Source organism: Catellatospora sp. TT07R-123 (assembly GCF_018327705.1).
Taxonomy (GTDB): domain Bacteria; phylum Actinomycetota; class Actinomycetes; order Mycobacteriales; family Micromonosporaceae; genus Catellatospora.
In genome coordinates, this window is sequence record NZ_BNEM01000002.1 from 49,813 (window position 1) to 66,758 (window position 16,946).

The 16,946-nt window shown below is 71.7% G+C and carries 20 protein-coding genes and 1 pseudogene; 10 read left to right on the top strand and 11 right to left on the bottom strand.

Annotation, left to right across the window (positions count from 1 at the left end; all coding sequences use genetic code 11):
* Positions 1-2: 2 nt before the first annotated feature.
* Entirely contained in the window at positions 3-497 is a 495-nt protein-coding gene (locus tag Cs7R123_RS20595) for a topology modulation protein (protein ID WP_212829350.1), read from the bottom strand.
* A gap of 225 nt (positions 498-722) precedes the next feature.
* Between Cs7R123_RS20595 and Cs7R123_RS20600 the strand changes: the two genes are divergently transcribed.
* The 3 genes from Cs7R123_RS20600 to Cs7R123_RS20610 all read left to right on the top strand — a co-directional run bounded on the left by Cs7R123_RS20600 (position 723) and on the right by Cs7R123_RS20610 (position 4,340).
* Positions 723-2,159: a HEPN domain-containing protein gene (locus Cs7R123_RS20600; protein ID WP_212829351.1), complete on the top strand. Its 1,437-nt coding sequence runs from the start codon at positions 723-725 to the stop codon at positions 2,157-2,159.
* Between the two features lie 120 nt (positions 2,160-2,279).
* Positions 2,280-3,509 (top strand): MFS transporter, encoded by a 1,230-nt coding sequence (locus tag Cs7R123_RS20605; protein ID WP_212829352.1) that lies wholly within the window; start codon positions 2,280-2,282, stop codon positions 3,507-3,509.
* A 51-nt stretch (positions 3,510-3,560) separates the two neighbouring features.
* The gene (locus tag Cs7R123_RS20610) at positions 3,561-4,340 is read left to right on the top strand and encodes a class I SAM-dependent methyltransferase (RefSeq protein WP_212829353.1); all 780 of its coding nucleotides are present in this window, start codon (positions 3,561-3,563) and stop codon (positions 4,338-4,340) included.
* A gap of 54 nt (positions 4,341-4,394) precedes the next feature.
* On the opposite strand, the gene Cs7R123_RS20615 is transcribed toward Cs7R123_RS20610, so the two are convergent.
* From Cs7R123_RS20615 to Cs7R123_RS20625, 3 genes are read right to left on the bottom strand one after another with little or no spacing between them, the layout of a single operon-like run.
* Positions 4,395-5,141 carry a succinate dehydrogenase/fumarate reductase iron-sulfur subunit gene (locus tag Cs7R123_RS20615; RefSeq protein WP_212834358.1) on the bottom strand — a complete coding sequence of 249 codons (747 nt, stop codon included), beginning with the start codon at positions 5,139-5,141 and terminating at the stop codon, positions 4,395-4,397.
* Between the two features lie 11 nt (positions 5,142-5,152).
* Positions 5,153-7,087 carry a fumarate reductase/succinate dehydrogenase flavoprotein subunit gene (locus Cs7R123_RS20620; protein WP_212829354.1) on the bottom strand — a complete coding sequence of 645 codons (1,935 nt, stop codon included), beginning with the start codon at positions 7,085-7,087 and terminating at the stop codon, positions 5,153-5,155.
* Position 7,088: 1 nt separating this feature from the next.
* Positions 7,089-7,832 carry a succinate dehydrogenase cytochrome b subunit gene (locus Cs7R123_RS20625; RefSeq protein ID WP_212829355.1) on the bottom strand — a complete coding sequence of 248 codons (744 nt, stop codon included), beginning with the start codon at positions 7,830-7,832 and terminating at the stop codon, positions 7,089-7,091.
* A 210-nt stretch (positions 7,833-8,042) separates the two neighbouring features.
* Here Cs7R123_RS20625 and Cs7R123_RS20630 point away from each other — a divergent pair, with 210 nt between their 5' ends.
* Positions 8,043-8,972 (top strand): LysR family transcriptional regulator, encoded by a 930-nt coding sequence (locus tag Cs7R123_RS20630; RefSeq protein WP_374707007.1) that lies wholly within the window; start codon positions 8,043-8,045, stop codon positions 8,970-8,972.
* A gap of 52 nt (positions 8,973-9,024) precedes the next feature.
* A complete protein-coding gene (locus Cs7R123_RS20635; RefSeq protein ID WP_212829356.1) occupies positions 9,025-9,948 on the top strand; it encodes a phosphotransferase family protein in 924 nt (307 codons plus the stop codon).
* A 55-nt stretch (positions 9,949-10,003) separates the two neighbouring features.
* On the opposite strand, the gene Cs7R123_RS20640 is transcribed toward Cs7R123_RS20635, so the two are convergent.
* The 4 genes from Cs7R123_RS20640 to Cs7R123_RS20655 form a co-directional block, all read right to left on the bottom strand.
* Complete coding sequence (locus Cs7R123_RS20640; RefSeq protein ID WP_212829357.1) at positions 10,004-10,519, bottom strand: NUDIX domain-containing protein; 516 nt, start codon at positions 10,517-10,519, stop codon at positions 10,004-10,006.
* An 82-nt stretch (positions 10,520-10,601) separates the two neighbouring features.
* Positions 10,602-11,258, bottom strand: a complete 657-nt coding sequence (locus tag Cs7R123_RS20645; protein ID WP_244872042.1) for a nucleotidyl transferase AbiEii/AbiGii toxin family protein — start codon at positions 11,256-11,258, stop codon at positions 10,602-10,604.
* Positions 11,255-11,608, bottom strand: coding sequence for a hypothetical protein (locus Cs7R123_RS20650; RefSeq protein WP_212829358.1), 354 nt, complete (start codon positions 11,606-11,608; stop codon positions 11,255-11,257). The genes Cs7R123_RS20645 and Cs7R123_RS20650 overlap by 4 nt, the downstream gene beginning before the upstream one ends.
* Positions 11,609-11,722: 114 nt before the next feature.
* Complete coding sequence (locus tag Cs7R123_RS20655) at positions 11,723-12,241, bottom strand: DinB family protein (protein WP_212829359.1); 519 nt, start codon at positions 12,239-12,241, stop codon at positions 11,723-11,725.
* A 63-nt stretch (positions 12,242-12,304) separates the two neighbouring features.
* On the opposite strand from Cs7R123_RS20655, the gene Cs7R123_RS20660 reads away from it, so the two are divergent.
* Together Cs7R123_RS20660 and Cs7R123_RS20665 are read left to right on the top strand one after the other, a co-directional pair.
* On the top strand, positions 12,305-12,787 hold the full coding sequence (locus Cs7R123_RS20660) for a GNAT family N-acetyltransferase (RefSeq protein ID WP_212829360.1): 483 nt from the start codon (positions 12,305-12,307) through the stop codon (positions 12,785-12,787).
* Positions 12,788-12,836: 49 nt separating this feature from the next.
* Complete coding sequence (locus Cs7R123_RS20665) at positions 12,837-13,025, top strand: DUF1918 domain-containing protein (RefSeq protein ID WP_212829361.1); 189 nt, start codon at positions 12,837-12,839, stop codon at positions 13,023-13,025.
* A gap of 48 nt (positions 13,026-13,073) precedes the next feature.
* Here Cs7R123_RS20665 and Cs7R123_RS20670 read toward each other — a convergent pair whose 3' ends face one another.
* From Cs7R123_RS20670 to Cs7R123_RS20680, 3 genes are read right to left on the bottom strand one after another with little or no spacing between them, the layout of a single operon-like run.
* Positions 13,074-13,832 (bottom strand): MerR family transcriptional regulator, encoded by a 759-nt coding sequence (locus tag Cs7R123_RS20670; RefSeq protein ID WP_212829362.1) that lies wholly within the window; start codon positions 13,830-13,832, stop codon positions 13,074-13,076.
* 49 nt (positions 13,833-13,881) lie between these two features.
* A complete protein-coding gene (locus Cs7R123_RS20675) occupies positions 13,882-14,766 on the bottom strand; it encodes a hypothetical protein (RefSeq protein ID WP_212829363.1) in 885 nt (294 codons plus the stop codon).
* Positions 14,766-15,080, bottom strand: coding sequence for a PadR family transcriptional regulator (locus tag Cs7R123_RS20680; protein WP_244872043.1), 315 nt, complete (start codon positions 15,078-15,080; stop codon positions 14,766-14,768). Before Cs7R123_RS20680 ends, Cs7R123_RS20675 begins: the two co-directional genes overlap by 1 nt.
* A gap of 115 nt (positions 15,081-15,195) precedes the next feature.
* Here Cs7R123_RS20680 and Cs7R123_RS40255 point away from each other — a divergent pair.
* The 3 genes and pseudogenes from Cs7R123_RS40255 to Cs7R123_RS20690 form a co-directional block, all read left to right on the top strand.
* Positions 15,196-15,606, top strand: a pseudogene (locus Cs7R123_RS40255) (ASCH domain-containing protein); the annotation flags it as partial.
* Complete coding sequence (locus tag Cs7R123_RS40260) at positions 15,580-16,296, top strand: maleylpyruvate isomerase family mycothiol-dependent enzyme (protein ID WP_374707090.1); 717 nt, start codon at positions 15,580-15,582, stop codon at positions 16,294-16,296. The pseudogene Cs7R123_RS40255 and the gene Cs7R123_RS40260, both read left to right, overlap by 27 nt.
* A gap of 43 nt (positions 16,297-16,339) precedes the next feature.
* Positions 16,340-16,912, top strand: coding sequence for a hypothetical protein (locus Cs7R123_RS20690; RefSeq protein WP_212829366.1), 573 nt, complete (start codon positions 16,340-16,342; stop codon positions 16,910-16,912).
* Positions 16,913-16,946 lie beyond the last annotated feature (34 nt).

A 16,946-nucleotide genomic window follows, 5' to 3' on the forward strand; every position in this document is an offset into this window, starting at 1 on the left:
GCTCAGCGCGGTGCTGCGGCGAAGGCAGCCGCCTGGTGGCGGCTGGTGAGCGTGACGACCCGCAGGCCGCTGTGCTCGGCCAGGGCGGCGTGTACGCGCGGGCGCATACGGCGGCGGTAGCCCGCGACGTAGCGCAGGAACTGCCAGGTGATGCGGTCGTGGACGCCGTCGGCGTGCTGCCCGCCCCGGTAGCGCAGACGGCGGTGGGCGATACCCCACAGGCAGGTCGCGGCGGGCAGGTCGAGGAAGATCGCGATGTCGGCGGTGGCGAGCCGGATCGGCAGCGTGGCGGCGTAGTTGCCTTCGATGATCCAGCGCGGTCCGGCTGCCAGGCGCCGCTGTTCGGCGGCGAACGCGTCGGCGGGCAGCGGCGTCCAGTCCGGGCCGTAGTAGACGGCGTCGAGGTGGGTCAGCGGCAGGTCCAGGCGCGTGGCCAGCAGTCGGGCCAGGGTCGTCTTGCCGCTGCCGCCGTTGCCGAGCACGACGATCCGCTCCACGCGCGTCACCCTAGCCCGGCAAGGCCGCTGCTGCACCTACCATGGGCGAGTAGTGCCTGGCCGGGTGCAGCCAACGAGCAATGGGGCGTCTGATCACCGACACCCACCCATATTTCTGTAGGCGATCGTCACGCAATCTCCAGCGTCAGGTTTACCGGTCGGAGGCGCCAGGTCGATCGGGCCACCACCCCTACCCCCTCAGATCGAGGCAAGGAGCGCCGGCCAGTGCAGGACCTTGATGTGATGGGCACCTTTTGGCTCCCCAACCAGGAGCGGATAGCCGTATTCGGCCGCCTCACCTTCAATACGAAGGACGGTGGAATCGTCCACCTGGCGGATACCCTGGCAGAAATCACCGACAACCACGAGAGGCACGAGAAAGGAGGCGGTACGCGGAGCCACGTGCTCGGCGTCCTGCACAAACGAAGTTACGACCAGCCCGTTACGCTGCTCGACTGCCTCTGGCTTTCACGAACGAAATACCACGCCCATATGATCCTTATCGGCGCCCATTTTGCGACCGATGAAGAAACCGTGTTCGAATCAGCCAGCATTCGGTTCAATGACGCCGGGGCCTGGCTCGGGCAAGATGCGATCTCTGTCGAGGTCGACACAGCCCTGGACGGCGTCGAGCGTCGAGAACTGACGGCTCGACTCGATCGGCCGCCGCGCATCTCTACGCGTTTCGCGCGAGGCGAGGTGGCGCTCGACTTCCGTTGGTCCCGCCAGGACATCGAGTTCAAGAGCATGGCGATCGAACAATGGCCGCAGTTTGAGCTAACCTACGACGATAGGACCTCCGTCAGCAAAATCATCGAAGATGCCGGCAATATTTATAATCTGATGTCGCTCTGCACCGATCGACCCGGTCTCTTCGACCGCATTCATCTCTACCGGACGGACCTTCCACAGAAGGCCCTCACCGGGGATGAATTCCCCGGCACGCAGCAGGAGATCGAGTTGCGGGCCCGACTCGGAGACCGGAGTCTGCCTGTCGACGCAAAGGTTCTTTCGGCAGATGATGTTCCCGTACCCTTCGATGATCTCGGCATAGCAGGCTTGGCAAGCTGGCTAGACAGGTCCCCTGGTATCATGCCAATCATTGGCGCACTACTGTCAATGAGGCACCGTGAGATCTACAGCGAGAATCGCTTCCTGAACCTTGCATCCGCCGCCGAAGGCCTACATCGTGCAACAGTTGGCGGAAGGTACCTACCAGATTCCGCCTTCAGGCGCCTGCGTCGGGAACTCCGAGGATATCTCCCGGATGAGCACCATAAGTGGTTCAACGACCTCTTCGCCCACGCCAACTCTCCGAGCCTGGCTGACCGGCTCACGGGTCTGGCACAGGAACTCGGGGACTCGGCCCACTCCCTAGTGGGTAACAACGTCGACGCTTGGGTTCACACCGTGAAGAAGGTCCGTAACGATCTTACGCATCTCGACGAAGACCGCCCACAGTATGACGGACGAGACCTGTTCTTCCTTGCCGAGAGCATCTTCGATGTAACTCGCCTGTGCCTGCTGCTCCGCATTGGACTGAAGCCCGAGAGCCTCCGCCGGATTGCCAGAGATATCCGGACACACGGCAACTTCGTCCAAGTGGAGTACACCATCCAGCGCATTTCACCACCTCAGCCAGAAGCGCAAGAGATCGAATAGCCACAGGCGCCTGACGCAGGCCTTGTGAAGCCATCCGTGTGGCACCTCACGGGCTCCACAGAAAAGTGGTCATCATCAATTATCTTGCAAACCGTACGTACGTATTGTTAAATCGGCGGCATGCTCCTCCCCCCGCCCGGCAACGCCCGCATCCTGACCGCCACCACCCTGGTCAACACCTTCGGCAACGGGGCCTACCTGTCGGTCAGCGTGCTGTTCCTGACCCGGTCGGTCGGCCTCACCCCCGGCGAGGTCGCCCTCGGACTGGCCGTCGCCGCCGGTGCCGCGATGCTGCTCAGCACCCCGATGGGCCTGCTCGCCGACCGCCTCGGCCCGCGCGAGGTGCAGCGCGGCGCGCTGCTGGTGCTCGCCGCCTGCTACTGCCTGCTGGCCACTGTCGGCGGCGTATGGACGTTCACCGCGCTGGCCTGCGTCATCGCCGCCGGGGAGGCGGCGGTCAAGAGTGCGGCGGGGGCCATGGTCGCCCGGTCGGTGCCGCCGGAGCAGCGGCTGCGCGCGCGGGCGTACCTGCGGTCGGCCAACAACGCGGGCATCGCCCTGGGGGCGGCGTTCGGCGGCCTGCCGCTGCTGCTGGACAGCCGCGCGGGCTACCTCGCGGTGCTGTTCGTCGACGCGGCGACCTGCGCGGCGGCCGCGCTGGTGCTGAGCCGGGCCACGCGGGTGCCGCCGCTGCCGACCCCGGCCGCCCAGCCGCGGCTGGTGGCGCTGCGCGACCGGCCGTTCGTGGCGTTCGCGCTCGTCGACGGGCTGATGCAGGCGCTGTACAACGCGATGGTCGGCTTGGCGCTGCCGCTGTGGCTGGCCACCCGGGGCGGCGCACCGCTGTGGCTGGTGTCGGCCGCGCTGCTGGTCAACACGATCGGCTGCGTGACGTTGCAGGTGTGGGCGGCGGGCGGCGTCGACGGGCTGGCCTACGCGGCCCGGATCGGGCGGCGCGGCGCGTGGACGGTCGCGGCGTCGTGCCTGCTGTTCGGCGTACCCGGGCGGCTGCCGACCGCGGTCGTCACCGGGCTGGTGCTCGCGGCAGCCGTCGTGCACGTGCTCGGCGAGCTGTGGCTGTCCACCGCGACCTGGGCAGTGGTGTACGGGCTGGCCCCGGAGTGGGCCCAGGGGCAGTACCAGGGTGCGTACCAGACTGGACGGCAGATCGGGAACATGGTCTCCCCGCCGCTGCTGACCGCGCTGGTCGTCGGCGCGGGCGCGGCCGGCTGGGCCGGGGTCGGCGCGATCTTCGTCGTCGGCGGCCTGGCGTACCCGGCCCTGGTCGGCTGGGGCCTGCGCACCCGTTCCGATCAGGACACGGCGGTTAGCCTCGTCCCGGCCCGGTGAGCGCCGAAAACGGGTTGCGGCCCCGGAAGATCACCACGACACTCCGGTGTCGTGACCGGACCCACGTGGAAGCTCTTCGACCGCATCGCCGCCGACTACGACCAGGTGGCCCCGTTCTTCGCCGAGTACGGCACGGCCATCGTCGCCGCGATCGACCCGCCGTCGGGCTGCCGGTTCCTCGACCTGGGCTGCGGGCGGGGCGCGCTGACCGCGGCCGCGCTGGCCCGGGGCTGCGCGGTGACGGCCGTGGACGCCGCACCCGCGATGGTCGCGCAGCTGGCCGCGGCATACCCGCAGGTCGAGGCGAGGGTCATGGACGCACAGGCCCTGGCGCTGCCGGACGCGAGCTTCGACCTCGTCGCGTCCTCGTTCGTCGTCCACCTGGTCGACGATCCGGCTGCCGCAGTCGGCGAGGCGTACCGGGTGCTGGCGCCGGGCGGGCGGCTGGCGATCACCGGCGGCAGCGCCCGCTCGCGCGGCGGCTCCCCGCACGACCCGACCGCGCTGGGCAGCCGCCTGGACGCCCTGTTCATCGAGTTCTCCGGGCATCTGGCGCCCGGCAGCGAGTTCGGGCGGCCGATCGACGCCGCCGAGCTGCTGGAGCAGGCGGGCTTCGTGGACCTGCGCGAGGACCAGGCCGGTGTCGCGATCCCGTTCGCCGACACCGCGACGCTGTGGCAGTGGGCGATGAGCCACGGCTACCGCGCGTTCGTCGAGGCCCTGCCCGACGAGCACCGCGAGCGGTTCCACCGCGGGGTGCTGGCACTGTCCGACGGGGACCTCGTCCTGCGGCGTACCACGCCCATCTGGTCCGGCCGCAGACCGGACTGACCGCGAAGGCCCGCACCCGTCACGGCGGGTGCGGGCCTTCTCCGGCGTACGGGGTCAGGACGCGGCGCGCAGGGCGTGCCGGAAGTCCTTGTTCAGCCGAGCGATGGCCTGGAGCGGGATGCCCTTCGGGCACACCGAGGTGCACTCGCCGGTGTTGGTGCAGCCGCCGAACCCGGCCTCGTCGTGGGCGTGCATCATGTCGATGACGCGCGCGTCGCGCTCGGGCTGGCCCTGCGGCAGCAGGCCCAGGTGGGTGATCTTCGCGGCGGTGAACAGCATGCCCGAGCCGTTGGGGCACGCCGCCACGCAGGCACCGCAGCCGATGCAGGTCGCGGCCTCGAACGCGGCGTCGGCGTCGGCCTTGGGCACCGGCGCGGCGTGGGCGTCGGGGGCCGAACCGGTGGGCGCGGAGATGTACCCGCCCGCCTGGATGATCTTGTCGAACGCGCGGCGGTCGACGACCAGGTCCTTCACGACCGGGAACGCCTTGGCCCGCCACGGCTCGATGTCGATCGTCTCGCCGTCCTTGAAGTGCCGCATGTGCAGCTGGCAGGTGGTGGTCGCCTTCTCCGGCCCGTGCGGGACGCCGTTGATGACCAGGCTGCACATGCCGCAGATGCCCTCACGGCAGTCGTGGTCGAACGCGACCGGGTCCTCGCCGTCGAGGGTCAGCCGCTCGTTGAGCACGTCGAGCATCTCCAGGAACGACATGTCCGGGGAGACGTTCTGCAGCTGGTAGGTGACCATGGCGCCCTTGTCCCGGGCGTCGGCCTGCCGCCAGATCCGCAGCTTCAGGCTCATCGACTTCTGGGTCACTTGTAGCTCCGCTGGCTCGGGTGTACGTACTCGAAGGTCAGGTCCTCCTTGTGGAGGACCGGGCTGTCGCCGGTGAACTCCCAGGCCGCGACGTAGCTGAACCGCTCGTCGTCGCGCTGGGCCTCGCCGTCGGCGTCCTGGCTCTCGGCCCGGAAGTGCCCGCCGCACGACTCCTCGCGGTGCAGCGCGTCGATGCACATCAGCTCGGCCAGCTCGAAGAAGTCGGCGACGCGCCCCGCACGCTCCAGCGACTGGTTGAGGCCCTCGCCGTCGCCGGGGACCTTCACCCGCTGCCAGAACTCGGCCTTCAGCTCGCGGATCTCGGAGATCGCCTTGCGCAGGCCCGCGTCGGTGCGCTCCATGCCGCAGTACTCCCACATGATGCGGCCGAGTTCGCGGTGGAACGAGTCGACGGTGCGGTCGCCGTTGATCGACAGCAGCTTCTCGATGCGGTCCTCGACCTGCTTGCGGGCCTCGGCCACCTGCGCGTTCTCGGCGTCCAGCTTCGGGAACGGGCCTGCGGCCAGGTAGTCGCCGATGGTGTTGGGCAGCACGAAGTAGCCGTCGGCCAGGCCCTGCATCAGCGCCGAGGCGCCGAGGCGGTTGGCGCCGTGGTCGGAGAAGTTCGCCTCGCCGATCACGAACAGGCCCGGGACGGTCGACTGGAGGTCGTAGTCGACCCACAGCCCGCCCATCGTGTAGTGCACGGCCGGGTAGATGCGCATCGGCGTGGTGTATGGGTCCTCGCCGGTGATGCGCTGGTACATCTCGAACAGGTTGCCGTACTTGGCCTCGACCGCGTCGCGGCCGAGCCGGCCGATCGCGGCGGCGAAGTCCAGGTAGACGCCCAGACCGCCGGGACCGACGCCGCGTCCCTCGTCGCACACGTTCTTGGCGGCACGCGAGGCGATGTCACGCGGCACCAGGTTGCCGAACGCCGGGTAGATGCGCTCCAGGTAGTAGTCGCGCTCATCCTCGGGGATGTCGGCCGGGACCCGGGCGTCGCCCTTGGCCTTGGGCACCCACACGCGGCCGTCGTTGCGCAGCGACTCCGACATCAGGGTCAGCTTGGACTGGTGGTCGCCGGAGACCGGGATACACGTCGGGTGGATCTGCGTGTAGCACGGGTTGGCGAACAGCGCGCCCTTGCGGTGCGCCCGCCACGACGCGGTGACGTTGCAGCCCTTGGCGTTGGTCGACAGGAAGAACACGTTGCCGTATCCGCCGGAGGCGAGCACGACCGCGTCGGCGAACTCGGTGGTGATCTCCCCGGTGACCAGGTCACGTACGACGATGCCGCGGGCCCGGCCGTCGACGATGACCAGCTCCAGCATCTCGTGCCGGTCGTGCATCTGCACGGTGCCGGCCGCGATCTGCCGCTCCAGGGCCTGGTACGCGCCCAGCAGCAGCTGCTGGCCCGTTTGGCCCCGGGCGTAGAAGGTCCGCGACACCTGCGCGCCGCCGAAGGAGCGGGTGTCGAGCAGGCCGCCGTACTCGCGGGCGAACGGGACGCCCTGGGCCACGCACTGGTCGATGATCTGCACCGAGATCTGGGCCAGCCGGTGGACGTTGGACTCGCGGCTGCGGAAGTCGCCGCCCTTGACCGTGTCGTAGAACAGCCGGTGGACGCTGTCGCCGTCGTTGCGGTAGTTCTTCGCCGCGTTGATGCCGCCCTGCGCCGCGATCGAGTGCGCCCGGCGCGGGGAGTCCTGGTAGCAGTACGACTTGACCTGGTAGCCGAGCTCGCCCAGGGTCGCCGCCGCCGAGCCGCCGGCCAGGCCGGTGCCGACCACGATGACGGTCAGCTTGCGCTTGTTGGCCGGGTTGACCAGCTTCGCGCCGAAGCGGCGCTGCTCCCAGCGGTTCTCGATCGGGCCCTGCGGCGCCTTGGTGTCGGCGACCGGGTCGCCGAGGGTGTAGTAGTCCGACATGTCACTTCACCAGCCCTGTGAGTACGGCGAACGGGACGGAGAGGAACCCGGCGACGATCACGACGGCCACGGCGAGCGCGACGCCCTTGAGGGCGCGCTCGCGGCGGTCGTTGCTGACGCCCAGGGTCTGCAGCGCGCTCCAGATGCCGTGGCGCAGGTGGAAGCCGAGCGCGATCACGGCCAGGGCGTAGAACGCGGCGACGTACCAGCGGTCGGGGGCGAAGTCGGCGGCGACCGCCGCGTGGGCCTTGCTGGTGTTGGCGACCGGGTTGATGGTGCGGGTGGTCAGGTCGAGGATGTGGTAGACCACGAACAGCACGATGATCACACCGCCCCAGCGCATGGTGCGCGCGGCGTAGCTGCCCTGCACGGGCTTGCGGTGGGCGTACTTGACCGGCCGGGCCTTCTTCGCGCGGATCGTCAGCACGGTCGCGGCCCAGATGTGGGCGACGACGGCGACCACCAGGCCGACCCGCTGGATCCACAGGAACGCCGAGTACGGCAGCATCGGCTCGCCGATCTCGCGCAGCCAGTGGGCGTACGAGTCGAACGTCTGCGCGCCAAAGAAGATCTTGAGGTTGCCGACCATGTGCGCGACGAGGAAGAGCACCAGGAGTGCTCCCGAAACCGCCATGATCACCTTTTGGCCGACCGTGGACCGCAGAAGTCCAGGTCGGGTGAGGGTCTGATTCGCTACTGCCACGTCTCGCAGGCTAGGACGGTGTGGATCAGGCGTCCAATGCATCGGTCGTGCGGAGTCGATAGCCGGTGGCTATACCGAAACCTCGGGTATTGATCTTTCAGCGTGCTTTCAGGCCAGGCAGCAGCCAATGCGCCCCAGCGGCCCCCGCCGTCCCTGTGACCCATCCCTCACGGCGTGTGAAACCTCACTGGCCTCTCCCCCGCCCCACCCCGGGCATCGTGGGTGGGCGGTTGATGGCCGTACGCTATCGGAGTGCAGTTGCAGCAGCTGAAGTACTTCGTCGCGGTCGCCGAGACACGGCACTTCACCCAGGCCGCCGAGCAGGCCGGGGTGACCCAGCCGTCGCTGAGCAAGCAGATCCACGTCCTGGAGACCGAGCTCGGCGCGCCGCTGTTCACCCGCTCGCGCGGCAACATCACGCTGACCCCCGCCGGGGAGGCGCTGCTGCCCCGCGCCCGGCGCATCCTCGCCGACGTCGAGACCGCCCGCCTGGAGGTCCAGGAGCTCATCGGCGTACGCCGGGGACGGCTGCGGCTGGGCGCCACCCCGAGCCTGTGCACCAGTCTCGTCGCGCCGGTGCTGCGCCGCTACCAGGAGGGCTACCCGGGGGTGCGGCTGCTGCTGGAGGAGGGCGGCTCGCAGGACCTGGTCGGCAAACTGGCCCGCGGCGGCCTGGACCTGGCCCTGATCGTGCTGCCCGACCAGGGCACCGACCCGGCGCTGCGGGCCGAGCCGATCCTGCGCGAGAGCCTGGTCGTCGCCTCCGCCACGACGCTGCCCGCCCCGACGGAGGCGGCCGCGCTGACCCTGCCGGAGCTGGAGCACCAGCCGCTGGTCATGTTCCGGCCCGGATACGACCTGCGCGACACCACCCTGGAGGCGTGCCGCCGCGCCGGGTTCACCCCGTCGTTCGCGATCGAGGGCGGCGAGATGGACGCGGTCCTCGGATTCGTCGAGGCCGGGCTCGGGGTCGCGCTCGTGCCGTCGCTGGTGCTGTCGGGCCGCCCCCGGCTGCGGTCCACTCCCCTGGCCCCGCCCGGGGTGCAGCGCACCATCGCGCTGGCGCACCGCCGCGACGTCGTCCCGACCCACGCCGCGCGGGCGCTGCGGGAGGTGCTGCTGGGATACCTGCACGAGGAGTCGGCGTGGAGCCGCCTGCCGACCGGGGTCGAACCGATCTGAGGCGCCTTCGGTCCGGCGCATCGATGAACCCGCCGGCCCTTAGAGTGCGAGGGTGGACCTTTCGCACCTCGGCGCGCCGACCGGGCCGATGGTCCGCGTCCACGGCGGGTTCGCCAACCGGATGTACCGGCTCGACACCGACCAGGGGTCGTTCGCGGTGAAGGAGCTGAACCTCGCCGACCGCCGCTCGGCCTACCGCGTCGAGGACGTGTTCAGGTTCGAGCGGGCGGCCTTCGCCGCCGGCATCCCGATGCCGGAGCCGATCTCGGCCGACCATGACACGCTCGTCCACCGCTGGGCCGAGGGGGAGACGGTGCCCGAAGCACCGGTGTCCGCGGCGTACGCGGCGGAGATCGGTGAGATCCTCGCCCGCGTCCACGCGCTCGACGTCGCGTGGCCCGAGGTGTCGGACGAGGAGCCGGTGTCACGGGACTGGCCCGAGCTCGCCGCGCGGGCGGCGGCGACCGGACAGCCGTGGGCCGACGAACTCGCCGCCCACGTCGAGACGTTGCTCGCGATCGCCCGCTTCGTCGACACCTGCGAACGGCCTGGCCCCGTCGTGCTGACCCACCGGGACGTCCAGCCGTGGAACCTGCTCGCCCGACAGGGCAGGCCGGTGGTGCTCGACTGGGAACTCTCGGGGCGGCTCGACCTGTCCGGTGAGCTCGGCTCGACCGCGCTGAGTCTCGCGAAGGGACCCGGCTTCGACGACATCGAGCCCGCCGTCTTCCGCTCGGTCCTCGACGGCTATGCCGCGGCGGGCGGGGCACTGCCGCCACCAGGGCCGAGCTGGTTCGTGTACCTGATCGGCGGCTGGCTGGGGCACACGAGGTGGAACATCCTGCGCTGCCTCGCCGGTGTCGAGGCCAGCACCGGCCCCGACCTGGCGCTGTCGCACGAGTCCGTGCGCAACGGCCTGCGCGGCCTGCCTGACCTGTTCGGTCGACTGCCGCAGCTCGAGACGCTGCTCCTGTGACAGCCGGGACGCCGCGGGCGCGCGTGATCGCGGGCGTCGCCTGGCGTGGGGCGCTTCAGGCGCGCGCCGCCAGCTCTCGCCACGCGGCCAGGCCGTCGGGCACCCAGTCCCACTCGCCCAGCCGCGCGTCCAGCTGCTCCCGGGTCAGGAAGTCGTGCCAGGCGACCTCCTCGACCTGCGGGTCGACCGGACCAGGCACCGTCACCCGGTACACCGCCGACCACCACGCGTGCTCCGGGGTCTGGTACAGGAACTTGAACAGGAACCGCGGTTCGGGCAGGTCGGCCACGCCCAGCTCCTCGGCCGCCTCCCGCTGCGCCGCCTCGTCGTAGGACTCCCCCGCCCCGACGACCCCGCCGACGAACATGTCGTAGCAGGACGGGAACACCAGCTTGGTCGCGGTGCGCCGGTGTACGAAGATCCGCCCGTCCGGGTCGCTGGCCAGGATGAACACGCAGCGGTGGATGAGCCTGCGGGCGTACGCGTCGGCGCGGCGGGCCTGGCCCGTCACCCGGTCCTGCTCGTCGACGATGTCGAGGATCTCGTCCGCCGACCGCGGCTGCTCCGTCATGGCCCCATCCAAGCAGCCGCGGCCGCGGCCGGTGCGCTCAGCCCCGCAGCACATCGATCCGGGGCGCGACGGGTCGCGTCGTTCAGCGGGGCCAGTCGGCGAACGCGTCCCGCACCGCCGCGCACGCCTGCGGGCTCAGCCCGTACAGGTGCTGCCAGACGGTGTCGTCGAGGCGGTCCAGGCGCCGCATCGCGGCGGCGAAGTCGTCGCCGGTCAGGGACGGGTCGGCGCGCAGGCCCAGCTCGATCAGCTGGTCGCGGTCGTAGCGGCGCTGCGCGGCGGCCACGTCGACGTAGTCGCGCGGTTCGGCGCGGGCCGCGAGGGCCGCGATCTTGCCGCCGAGCACGTCGTCCAGGTGCAGGACCGGTCCGATGTCCATGACGAGGACGGGGCCGCGTTCGCGGTCGAACCGGGCCAGGGTCAGCCGCATCACGTCCGGGCCGCGGGTCACCTCGAACTCGACGAGCTCGTCGTCGAGGCCCTCGAACAGGTCGCCGAGGTCGTCGCCGTGCTCGGTGACGTGTAGCCCGACGTCGCGCAGCGCGGCGGCCACGATCTGCCCGGCGGCGCGCACGCCGCCGTCGAGGTCGGTGAACAGGTCGACGTCCTCGGTGGCGCGGTGGACGATGCCGTACAGGTTGAGGGCGTGGCCGCCGCCGAGGGCGAACCCGTGCGCGCGCGCCACCGACAGGGCGATGCGGGCGACGTCGTCCTGCAGCGCCTGAGCGCCGCTGTTCACGGGGCGGGGACCTGCGGCCGCAGCTGCGGGTGCCGTTCCTCCCAGGCGCGGCGGATGCCGCGGGGCAGGAACAGGTCGGGCCACAGCCGCACCAGGGTCGGGCCGTGCAACCAGGCCCGCAGTTCGGTGCTGCTGCGGGCCTCGCGCAGCACGGTCTCGTAGAACCAGGTCAGCAGGTGGGTGTCGGCCAGGTCGACGCCTCGGTCGCGCTGCCAGAACAGCCGGTGCGGCAGCTGGACCACCCCGCCGGTCGGGCCGTGCAGCTCGGCCAGGTCCGCCACGACGACGGCATGGCGGCCCGGCCGCGCCTGCTGCGGCGCGGCCGCTGCGCGGCGGTCGCGGCGGTCCACACTGCGAAGCGTAGCGGGTCTGGCGCGTACGGGACATGACGCATGCCCGCACGGGTGCGGTCGCGCAGCTCACCGCGGGTGTGGCCGCACCCCCGGCGGGGCTGTCCGGCCGGTTCAGGCGCCGGTGGTGCCGTCTACGCCTTCGCGCAGCAGGTCGGCGTGGCCGTTGTGGCGGGCGTACTCCTCGATCATGTGGACGTAGATCCAGCGCAGCGACACCGGCTTGCCGCCGAGCTCGACCTCGTCGGACAGGTCCGCCCCGGCGACCGCATCCCGGCATTCCTGCCACTCCTGCACCAGCCGGTCCAGGTCGCGCTCGGCGTGGGCCGGGTCGGCCAGGTCGAACGAGGCGCCGGGGGCGCCGTCGGCGTGCTGGTACAGCTTCGGCACCTGCTGCCCGGCGAACCGGACCCGGAACCAGATCCGCTCCACGTCGGCCAGGTGCCGGACCAGGCCGAGCAGGGTCAGCGGCGAGGGCGGCACGGCCGCCCGGCACAGCTGCCCGCCGGTGAGCCCGGCACATTTGAGCAGCACGGTGGCACGGTGCCAGTCGAGGTAGCCCTCAAGGATCGTGCGCTCGTCGCCGGTGGTCGGCAGGTCCGGGCGGGTGGTCGGCGGGGCGGTCCACGTCATGGCAGTCATCCTCGCCGATGAGCGGGCCGGGCGCTCGCCCGCGTGCGGGAGTAAGGTTCCGTGGTGGTGATCGAGACGGCGCGGCTGGTGCTGCACCCGTACACCCCGATCCTGGCGGCGCGCATCGCCGACGCCGCGCCGCGTGATCCGCGCTGGGCGCCGGACTATCCGTTCGAGGGTGACCAGGTCACGGCCCGGATGTATCTGGAGGCGGGGGCGCCGGGCGGGCTGTGGGTGCCGTACGCGGTCCAGGTCCGCGACAGCGGCCTGTTCGTCGGCGGAGCCGGTTTCCACGGTCTGCCCGACGGCGACGGCACGGTCGAGATCGGCTACGGGCTGGCCCGGTCGGCCCGCGGCAACGGTTACGCCACCGAGGCGGCGGGCGCGCTGGTCGGGGCGGCCGCGCGGGCCGGTGCCCGGCGGGTCACGGCCGAACTGGAGTTCGACAACCAGCCCAGCGCCGCCGTCCTGGCCCGCCTCGGCTTCACCCGAACCGACCCCCTGCGCTGGTCCCTCCCCCTGCCCGGCTGGACGGGTTCGCATTGACCTGCGGCGGAGCCCCACCGACCGGACAATGGACGAGGAGGTGAGCCCCATGAAAGCCAAGATCGGGGACACGATCATCGTCGAGGGCGCGCACGTCGGCGACCACCGCCGCATCGGTGTGATCGTCGCGGTGCCGCACGAGGACGGCAGCCCGCCGTACACGGTGCGCTGGGAGGACGACCAGCACGAGGGCCTGCTGTACCCGGGCCCGGACACCCGCATCAAGTCCGACAACTGACCGCCGCAGGCCCGCGCACCTGGCGGGACCTGCGGCGGTACGGGGTGCCTACGCCCGGTCGACGGCGTTGGCGTGGATGGCGTCGTGCAGGAACTGCGTCAGCCCCGGCTTCATCGCCTCGTACGTGGCCGTGAACCGCTCGTCGGCCAGGTACATGTCGGCCAGGCCGGTGTGGATCTCGTACGAGCACTCGTAGAACCACCGGCTGATGATCTGCCGGTGCGCCTCGGCCAGTTCCTTCGCGGCCGGGCTGTCGGCGGCGGCACCGGAGTCCATCAGCTCGGTGACGCGCCGCCCCCAGTCCTCGTTCTCGGACTTGTGCCGCAGCCAGTCGTCCTTGCTGTACTGCGCGGTACGCCGTGCCGACTCCTGGTACGCGTCGGTGCCGCCCCAGCGCTGCCGCGCCTCCTCGGCGTGGTCGTCGGGGTTGAAGTCCCCGAACACCTCGAAGCGCTCCTCCGGCGTGAGCTGGATTCCCACCTTGTCTGCCTCCATCGCGAACTCGATCGCGGTGACCATCTCCTGCATCCGCTTGATCCGGCCGGTCAGCAGTTCGTGCTGGCGGCGCAGGTGCGCCGTGGCGTCGGCGCGCGGATCGGCGAGGATGGCCGCGATCTCTTCCAGTGAGAACCCCAGCTCCCGGTAGTACATGATCTGCTGCAGGCGTTCCAGGTCGGCGTCGTCGTAGCGGCGGTAGCCGCTGTGCGAGCGCCCACCGGGCGACAGCAGGCCGATCTCGTCGTAGTGGTGCAGCGTGCGCACGGTCACTCCGGCCAGGTCGGCGACCTTTCCCACGGTGTATGCCACGGTTCTCTCCCTTCCGTGGACAAGGCTGTGGGCTGCCGTTACGTGAGAGTCAAGCCGGTTGTGCCGCGACGCGGGCCGGTTTGGCCGTGACCGCGCTCACGGTCAGCGCGAACACGGTGCACACGGTGAGCATCGCGGGCAGGAACTTGATGACGTCGGCGAGCTGGAGGTACGCGCCGTCGACCACGCCGCGGTCGAGGTTCGTCATCGCCGCGGGATACCACAGCAGGGCGTAGTGGCGGGGGGCGCGGACCTGGTCGAGGCTGATCAGCACGTACGCCATGGTGGCCAGTTCGAGCACGGCCAGGGCCCCGAGCACCTGCGCGGGCCGGCGCCACCGGCCGCGGCCGCGCTCACCCGGGGCCGGGCTGAGCCGGGCCAGCGCGGCCGTGCCCGCCGCCCACAGCGCGATCGCGGCCGCGCTGGCGCCGGTGTGCTCGCCGAGGATCTGCCCGGCCCCGGGCACCGACGCGATCGCCACCAGGCCCAGCGCCATCGCGACGGGCACCGTCAGCCAGGCCCGGGCCACGCCGCGGCGACCGGTCCAGGCGCCCAGCAGCGCCGCCAGCGCGGCGGTGGGCAGGACCATCACCGCGTACGCGGTGTGCGCGGCGTGCTCGTCGACCCGGGTGAACCGTTCGGCCAGGAACAGGGCCGGGCCCGCCGCGGCCATGAACGCGACCAGGACGGCGGTCAGCGCGGCCGGGGACGCCAGCAGCCAGGCGGCGCGCAGCGCGGTGGTGCGGGCACGGGCCATGGTGATCGTCTCCGCTCGGTGGGTGACCCGGTCGCCGAGGGCGCACCAGGTCACGTCGGCCAGGTCCCGCCACGGGCGGGTCGAGTCATGCAGCAGGTCCGCGATCTCGTCGCCATAGCGTTCGCGGATGCCGCGCGGGTACAGGGCGAGCACGAGCGTGATCAGGCGGCGGCGCATCAGGCCACCGCCAGGCGGCGCAGGCCGGTGCCGGCCAGGTGTTCGATCCGGCGCAGTTCGGCGGTCAGGGCGGCACGGCCGGTGTCGGTGAGCCGGTACGGCTTGCGCCGGTCCTGCTCGGGCAGGGCCTCGATGTAGCCGTGCTCCTCCAGCCGCCGGACGGCGCCGTAGAGGGTCCCGGGTCCGGGGCGGGTGCCGGTGAGCGCGCCGATGTCGTCCTGCATCGCGTACCCGTGCTTGGGGCCCTCGGCGAGGCTGATCAGCACGTACAGGGCGGGTTCGGAGTACCGGCCGAGGTCGGACAGTCCTGCCACGACACCACCTTTCTATTACGTTGCGCGTAGCATCGCAGCGCGTAGCAAGACCGTCAAGCCCCCCGGCGGCACCGTCCGATCACGACCCGGCGCCCGAGGGCTAAGCTCGGCGTCCGTGACCTACGCCGACCTGCCCGTGGCCGAGTTCGCCTTCCCAGGCCCGCTGCGCGACCAGCTCACCGCCGCGATCCTCGCCGGAGCCAAGACCTCCTCCACCGGCCTGCTCGCCGAGTACGAGCACGACGGCGAGCCCCTGCCCGCCCCCGGCGAGCGCAGCGTCGTCATCGACTCCGCCGGCGCCCCGCTCGCGATCATCCAGCTCACCGGCGTACGGCTGGTCGCCCTCGCCGACGTCGACCTCGACCATGCCGTCGACGAGGGCGAGGGCTACACGTCGGTCGCGCAGTGGCGCGCCGCGCACGAGCGGTTCTGGCACAGCGAGCAGTTGCGCGCCCACCTGGGCGATCCCGGGTTCACCGTCGGCGACGACACCGTGTGCGTGGCCGAACGGTTCCGGGTCGTGTCGCTGGTCCCCGACGCCGAGACCGTCAACGCCGCACTCGCCGCCGAGGCTGCGGCCCTGGCCGCGGGGCTGCGGGCCGCCCCCGAGGCGGACCTGGACTCCCCCACCTGCTGCCCGCCCTGGTCGGTGCGCGACGAGCTGGCCCATACCGCCGTCGCGGTCTGGCGCACCCTGGAGATGCTCGACGCCGACCCGCCGCAGGCGCTGCCGATCAGCACCCCCGCCTACTACGCCCCCGACGACCGGTTCGCCCCGGCCGCCGACAGCGCCCGGGTCGCCGCCGCGCACGAGTTCGCCGCCGCCCGGACCGGCCCGCAGCTGATCGACTGGTGCGAGCAGCAGTGCACGGCGGTCGTGCAGCGGGTGGCCGCCACCGGTGAGCGGCTCGTCGCGACCCGGCACGGCGACCCGATGCGGCTGACCGACTTCCAGGTGACCCGGGTGGTGGAGCTGGCCGTGCACGGCCTGGACCTGGCCGACGCCCTCGGCGCGGACCCGTGGCTGACCCCGCAGGCCGCCGACGTCGTCACCGGGCTGCTGTTCGGCCACCAGGCCGGCGCGGCCGCCGCCCTGCTGGGCGCCGACCGGGCGGACCTGCTGCGCGCCGCGATGGGCCGCACCCCGCTGACGGCCGCGCAGCGCAGCGGCCTCGACGCCCTGGGGACCACCTGGCTGGCCACCGGCCCCAGCTGACGCCCGCCCCCCACGCGGGCGCGGCGCGTGGCACGATGCCGCCGTGCCCCGCACCGAGACCCTCACCGAGCAGCTCGGCCAGTGGCGGGCCTGGCTGGCCCGCCTCGACCTGCCGTCCGCGCCGCTGCTACTGCCCGGCCGCAGCCGGGCCGAGATCGAGGCCGCGCTCGGCCCCGGCATCCCCGACGCCGTCGTCGAGTGGTTCGCCTGCTGCGACGGCGTCGCCGACGCCCCGGGCCAGACCGTCGACGAGGCCTACACCATGCCCTGGTACTGGCACGCGAGCCTGGACGAGGCCCTGGCCGTCAAAGCCGCCCACAGCGGCGGCGACGACCCGCTGCTGGCCGGGGCGTGGCTGCCGCTGCTGGTCTGCTGCGGCACCGACCTGTACGCGGCGGTGTGGACCGACGGCGCCGAACCGGCGGTGGCGGCGGTGCTGCCGGAGGCGGGCCCGGCCGCGATCGAGTTCGACAGCATCGCCCAGCTCGCCGCCGTCGTGAACGCGTGCTTCGCCAACGGCGCGTTCCACCGCGACGCCGCCGGGCACCTGGACCTCGACGACGACCGCTACGAGCAGGCGTACCAGGCGGTCGTCGGCCGCCCCGTGCCCGGCTGACCGCCGCAATCCCGGCGGTGGCCCACCCGGGGCG

Coding starts and splice junctions, on each gene's coding strand:
- Cs7R123_RS20605 (WP_212829352.1), top strand. CDS start 2,280: ATGCTCCTCCCCCCGCCCGGCAACGCCCGCATCCTGACCGCCACCACC.
- Cs7R123_RS20615 (WP_212834358.1), bottom strand. CDS start 5,141: ATGAGCCTGAAGCTGCGGATCTGGCGGCAGGCCGACGCCCGGGACAAG.
- Cs7R123_RS20620 (WP_212829354.1), bottom strand. CDS start 7,087: ATGTCGGACTACTACACCCTCGGCGACCCGGTCGCCGACACCAAGGCG.
- Cs7R123_RS20625 (WP_212829355.1), bottom strand. CDS start 7,832: ATGCATTGGACGCCTGATCCACACCGTCCTAGCCTGCGAGACGTGGCA.
- Cs7R123_RS20640 (WP_212829357.1), bottom strand. CDS start 10,519: ATGACGGAGCAGCCGCGGTCGGCGGACGAGATCCTCGACATCGTCGAC.
- Cs7R123_RS20655 (WP_212829359.1), bottom strand. CDS start 12,241: ATGACGTGGACCGCCCCGCCGACCACCCGCCCGGACCTGCCGACCACC.
- Cs7R123_RS20665 (WP_212829361.1), top strand. CDS start 12,837: ATGAAAGCCAAGATCGGGGACACGATCATCGTCGAGGGCGCGCACGTC.
- Cs7R123_RS20675 (WP_212829363.1), bottom strand. CDS start 14,766: ATGCGCCGCCGCCTGATCACGCTCGTGCTCGCCCTGTACCCGCGCGGC.